A 5,440-nucleotide genomic window follows, 5' to 3' on the forward strand; every position below is an offset into this window, starting at 1 on the left:
AAATAATAGTAAAGGTGGGTTAGCCCTTGAAAATTATAGTAGCCTATTTACAGATGCAGATCATAACAAACCTATTTTGGCTGGAAACCCTTATGATAGTGAATTATTCAAAAGAGTTAGTTTACCCATGAATCACGAAAAAATGATGCCTCCAAGAGGACCAGGGTTTGGCTATACAGATATACAGATTCTCAGATATTGGATAGAAAATGGAGCCGATAGCTTAACTACATTTAACTCTGAAAATATGAGTAAAGAACTGATTGCTCTTATCAATAGAGATTATAACATGGATTTTAGCCCTAAACCTTTTTATGAGAAAGTGAAAGTTGACAGTCTTGATGCAGGGTTAATCGCTCAATTGCGTAGTTCTGAATTTAGAGTTAATTATTTAGGGGAAAGGAACTTTTTACTGGATTTGGCGTTTAAAGGGGATTCAATTAGTAAAGAACAAATTGAGTTGCTAAATAAGGTATCCAACCAGATCACATTTCTTAAATTATCCAACTGTAATTTATCAGATAATTTAATTAAGGATATAAATGAAATGAAATATCTGACCCGTATAGATATTAGCAAAAATAAACTTTCCAGTAGTATGGTTCCTTTACTTATTAAATCTGAACATCTCGAGTCTGCTAATTTGAATGAAACCAAAATCGATAATGAATCATTACGAAGACTGCTAGATAAATTAAGTGCGTTAAGAGTTTATGTCAGAAATACTAAAGTTACTTCTGAACAAATATCAAAATTAACACAGACCTATCCAAACGCAGAAATAATATCTGAATTTAAGTTTGAAAAAGTTACTGAAGCCAAATCAGTTTTTGCACAAGAAGTAGCTCAATAATATTAAATAGGATCCTTTAATGGAATAACCTAATTGAGGTTCTTAAAGTAAAAATTATTTTATTGATAAACATTCCCTATTTCCTGCGTAGTCCGTTGCGCAAATATTAATGCGACTATTAACTAGAGCATTAGAGATGCTTGCGACCCACAAGTTTTCCCCATACCAAGTCATTGTAATGGGGCTAGATGTTCCCTCTATTTCTAAATTCACAGAACTCCAGTCTTGGGGCATGTTGGGGCTTTTATTATCGTGAATTCTTGCTTTAATTGTTAGTATTCCAATTATTTTATTTTCTATAATTTGATAGTTGGAAATTATTGGAGAGGCCGTATCCGGATCAATATCTTTACCTATAAAAATTCTTTCTTCAATACCTTCTTTTCCTTCCCCTTGCCCCATGATGATATCTAATTTCTTATCATTATTTATATCACCCAAAGCCATCGAAAGTGTAAGCGGTGTGGGTTCGCCTTTAAGGACGGGCTGTAATAGATTAAATTTCCCGGTCCCGTCATTGACCAACAATCGGTCTTCTCCTGTTAATGAACTAATTAGAAAATCGGGGTCTTTATCTGAATCAAAGTCAAGAAATATAATGTTATTGTCATCCTTTCCTATATTTTCAGAATCCGGCCATAATGCATCGGTAGCGTCCATAAATTTCTTTCCTTTCTGATTTAAAAAAATATGCTCCCTTCTAGAATCAGATTCCTTTTCAACGATATCACCATCATTCACGGTAATCAAATCCAGAAATCCATCATTGTTTATATCCATGACTTCAAAATCATAGTTATTGGTATAGGCAGGTAAAAGTCTTTTGTCCTTAAAAAACCCTTTTCCATCATTTACAAATATCCTACTTGTTGCACATCTTTTGCAGGATATGGCTATATCCAGATCAAAATCATTATCGAAATCTATAAATTCTAAATCCCAGGAAAATTGAATCAATTGCTCCGGCATTTGAGTTTTTGTAACATCCGTAAAGTTTCCTTGACCATCATTTAACCAAAGCATTGTTCTTCCTCCAGAATTATTCATATTAGACCCTTCACCCCAATCTGATAAAACCATATCTAAATCACCGTCATCATCCACATCTCCCAACTCTAAATCACCAACACTGGTCTTTATTTGTGGAAATTGTTTTGAAGTAACATTTTTAAATTCTCCATTTCCAAGTCCAATATAAAGTTCACTTTGTGTTTGGTAGGTTGTTCCTACAATAATATCGGGGATAGAATCTTTATTGATATCTCGAACTTTAATAACTCTTGATAGAAATTTACTATCTGCAAATACTTGAGAAGTAATTTCTTCAAATTTCTGATTGGGGCCTTTATTGATAAAAATCCGACTAGATTCCAACAAACCTGGTTCGGAATAATTGCCTCCATTAGCAAAGAGTAGGTCAATCATGTTATCACCATTAATATCTGCAACTTCAACCCGATTTGTCCATTCCTTTGTTAAAGTAAGATAGGTTGTGGTTTCATCGACCCAAAACTCATGATCATCATTTGCTTCAGGTATTAAAATTTTTGATTCCTTTTTATTACAATTAAAAAGCGCTAGCAATATCCAAAAAAGAACTATTGTTTTTATTTTTATCATAACCTGATTATTTGTCTATCTTTTTATTCACAATTTATCCTGATATGCAATATGGCTTTATAACAGACGTGATACGAAAATATCCTTTTTTATCACAAAGTAAAGCTAATATTTTATTTAGCTTTACTTTGTCAAATCTAAATGATTCGTGCGATTACATTGATATGATTCGGAATCAAATAATACTATATTGGTTAAAATTTTAAACTCATTTAGATGCAATAGTTGAACGTTTTTAATATCCCGATCGCATTTAAAATGGTTGACTTTTATAATTCGAAGGTGTAACCCCTTTAATTTCTTTAAACTTTCGGTTAAAATTGGCGGTGTTTTGGAAACCTGATTGCTCAGAAATCGATGCAATTGAAAAATCCGGATAACTTAAAAGAAGTTTACAAGCATTCTCAATACGAATCTCAATTAAAAACTGAAAAAATGTTTTATTCGTGCGCTTTTTAAAATAACGGCAAAAGGCATGTTTACTCATATTAGCAATTTCCGAAATGTTTTCTAAGGTTATGGGCTCATGATAGGTTTCCATAGCATATTTAAAAACATCATTCATACGCTTACCATCATCATCGGTATACTTTTTTTTAGAAACGAATGAAGAAAGTGGTATAGTTTCAGATGTATTAATAATATTTATAATCTTTAATAGTGTTGCTATGCGCTCTATACCATTTTGCTGTTTCAAGGTATTAAATTCATTAATAATGGTCTTTTTATGAGACATAATCTTCATACCATATTGAGCATTTTTAAAAAACGGACGGGTAGTTTTCATATCTGGAAGCTCAAAAAAATCATTTCCAAAAGAGGTTTTATCAAAAAAAAGAGAATACATTCTAGACCTACTGCTGGCATGAATATCACTTTTAAAAACATGTGGCACAAACCCACCAATCACTAAAATATCATCAGCTTTGTAATCATTTAAAGTATCACCCACTATAAAAACACCTTCACCGTCTTTGATATAACTTATTTGAATTTCAACATGTTGGTGCAATTGATCGTAAAATACCCTTTCGATATCCTCTTGATACACAAGCCCCTCATTTTCTGGTTTTGGTATTTTAAACGGTAGAACTTTCATGACTAACTTTGTAAATATTACTAAAAATAAGCCATTTTATAGTATTAAAGGTTAATATAGTATTAAATTATGCTAATAATGTTATAAATAAAGAGGTCCAAAATATTTATTTTTGATTCATAACTTTACAACTATGATACATTGGAAAGGCGTGATGCCTGCAGTAACGACCAAATTTACGAGTGAGGACACCTTAGATCTCGTTATATTTGAAAAAAATATTAAGGCTCAAATTGAAGCCGGTGTGCACGGCATCATTTTAGGAGGAACTTTAGGAGAAGCCAGCACCTTAAAACCTGAAGAAAAGGAGATTTTAATAAAAACCACACTTTCTATTGCTAAGGAAAAAATCCCGGTGATTATTAATATTGCTGAGCAAAGTACTAAAGAGGCTATCGCCGTCGCCAAACATGCTGAAACTATTGGTGCCCATGGCTTAATGCTATTGCCTCCCATGCGATATAAGGCGACTGATTTTGAAACGGTGACTTACTTTGGAGAAATAGCAAAAAACACGGCTTTACCAATTATGATTTATAATAACCCTATAGATTATAAAATTGAAGTAACTTTAGATATGTTTGAAGAATTAGCTACATTTAAAAACATAGAAGCCATCAAGGAATCTACGAGAGATATCACCAACGTTATTCGTATAAAAAATCGTTTTGGTAATCGCTACAAAGTATTCACTGGTGTCGACACCCTTGGGTTGGAAAGCTTGGTAACTGGCGCCGATGGTTGGGTTGCAGGCTTAGTTTGCGCATATCCAGCAGAAACCGTTGCTATTTATGAGCTTATAAAAGCAGGAAAAATTAAAGAAGCATTAGACATTTATACATGGTTTATGCCATTATTAGAGCTCGATGTGAGTCCACAATTAGTACAAAATATTAAATTAGCGGAAGTAGCTACTGGCTTAGGGACAGAATATGTTAGAGCACCAAGACTCCCTTTACAGGGAACTGAAAGAGAGCGTGTTTTAAAGGTTATTAACACCGCTATGAAAAGCAGACCAACATTACCAGATTATAAAAATTTATAAACAGCATGATTACAGGCAAAAACTATATTGGAAATAAATTAAGTGCTTCTGGGCTTATTAGTCACAAAACAATAAACCCAAAGCTAAATACCGAAAACTCAACCCCTTTTTTTGAAGCTACTCCTGAAGAAATCGAAGAAGCTGTGCTATTAGCTTCTGAAGCCTTTAAAACCTTCAGAAAAATACCAGGAAAAAAACGAGCTGCATTTTTAAATACCATTGCTGATGAAATTTTAGCCTTAGATCAAGCCTTAATAGATTGCTATACCACCGAATCGGGTTTGCCAGAAGGACGTGCGATTGGTGAACGTGGAAGAACCATTTTTCAATTACGCTCTTTTGCAGATTTAGTTTCAAATGAAGACTGGAGAGAAAACACTATCGACGAAGCCATCCCAGACAGACAACCTATGCCAAAAGAAGACCTTAGGAAAACACTCATTCCTTTAGGACCCGTTGTTGTTTTTGGATCTAGTAATTTTCCATTAGCGTATTCCACAGCTGGTGGCGATACCGCGAGTGCTTTAGCTGCTGGATGTCCCGTAATTATAAAAGCACACGAAATGCATTCAGGTACTTCAGAGCTTGTTGCGTCTGCCATTATTAAAGCTGCAGAAAAAACAGGCATGCCTAATGGCGTATTTTCAAATCTTGTTGGACGTGGTAAGATTGTTGGTACGGCCCTAGTGAATCACCCAAAAGTAAAAGCTGTGGGCTTTACAGGCAGTATTGCAGGCGGAAGAGCGCTCTTTAATTTAGCATCACAACGTGAAGAACCAATCCCAGTGTTTGCCGAAATGGGAAGTATAAATCCTGTTGTTAT

General features: G+C 34.0%; 5 protein-coding genes. 3 read left to right on the top strand and 2 right to left on the bottom strand.

Annotated features, from left to right (window positions below; genetic code table 11):
• On the top strand, positions 1 to 853 hold an 853-nt coding region (locus tag AC15TD_RS00005; protein ID WP_484450092.1), incomplete at its 5' end, for a c-type cytochrome domain-containing protein.
• Positions 854 to 907: 54 nt separating this feature from the next.
• On the opposite strand, the gene AC15TD_RS00010 is transcribed toward AC15TD_RS00005, so the two are convergent.
• Together AC15TD_RS00010 and AC15TD_RS00015 are read right to left on the bottom strand one after the other, a co-directional pair.
• Positions 908 to 2,473 carry an FG-GAP repeat domain-containing protein gene (locus AC15TD_RS00010; RefSeq protein ID WP_484450093.1) on the bottom strand — a complete coding sequence of 522 codons (1,566 nt, stop codon included), beginning with the start codon at positions 2,471 to 2,473 and terminating at the stop codon, positions 908 to 910.
• A 253-nt stretch (positions 2,474 to 2,726) separates the two neighbouring features.
• Positions 2,727 to 3,572 (bottom strand): AraC family transcriptional regulator, encoded by an 846-nt coding sequence (locus AC15TD_RS00015; RefSeq protein ID WP_484450094.1) that lies wholly within the window; start codon positions 3,570 to 3,572, stop codon positions 2,727 to 2,729.
• Between the two features lie 133 nt (positions 3,573 to 3,705).
• Here AC15TD_RS00015 and AC15TD_RS00020 point away from each other — a divergent pair, with 133 nt between their 5' ends.
• Together AC15TD_RS00020 and AC15TD_RS00025 are read left to right on the top strand one after the other, a co-directional pair.
• Entirely contained in the window at positions 3,706 to 4,617 is a 912-nt protein-coding gene (locus AC15TD_RS00020) for a dihydrodipicolinate synthase family protein (protein ID WP_484450095.1), read from the top strand.
• Positions 4,618 to 4,622: 5 nt separating this feature from the next.
• Positions 4,623 to 5,440, top strand: an 818-nt coding sequence (locus AC15TD_RS00025; protein WP_484450096.1) for an aldehyde dehydrogenase family protein, incomplete at its 3' end; no start/stop codon positions are given.

The organism is Yeosuana sp. (genome assembly GCF_057126245.1).

What these genes read in the sequence shown, in the direction of transcription:
- AC15TD_RS00020 (WP_484450095.1), top strand. Translation starts at nt 3,706, where the DNA reads ATGATACATTGGAAAGGCGTGATGCCTGCAGTAACGACCAAATTTACG.
- AC15TD_RS00015 (WP_484450094.1), bottom strand. Translation starts at nt 3,572, where the DNA reads ATGAAAGTTCTACCGTTTAAAATACCAAAACCAGAAAATGAGGGGCTT.
- AC15TD_RS00010 (WP_484450093.1), bottom strand. Translation starts at nt 2,473, where the DNA reads ATGATAAAAATAAAAACAATAGTTCTTTTTTGGATATTGCTAGCGCTT.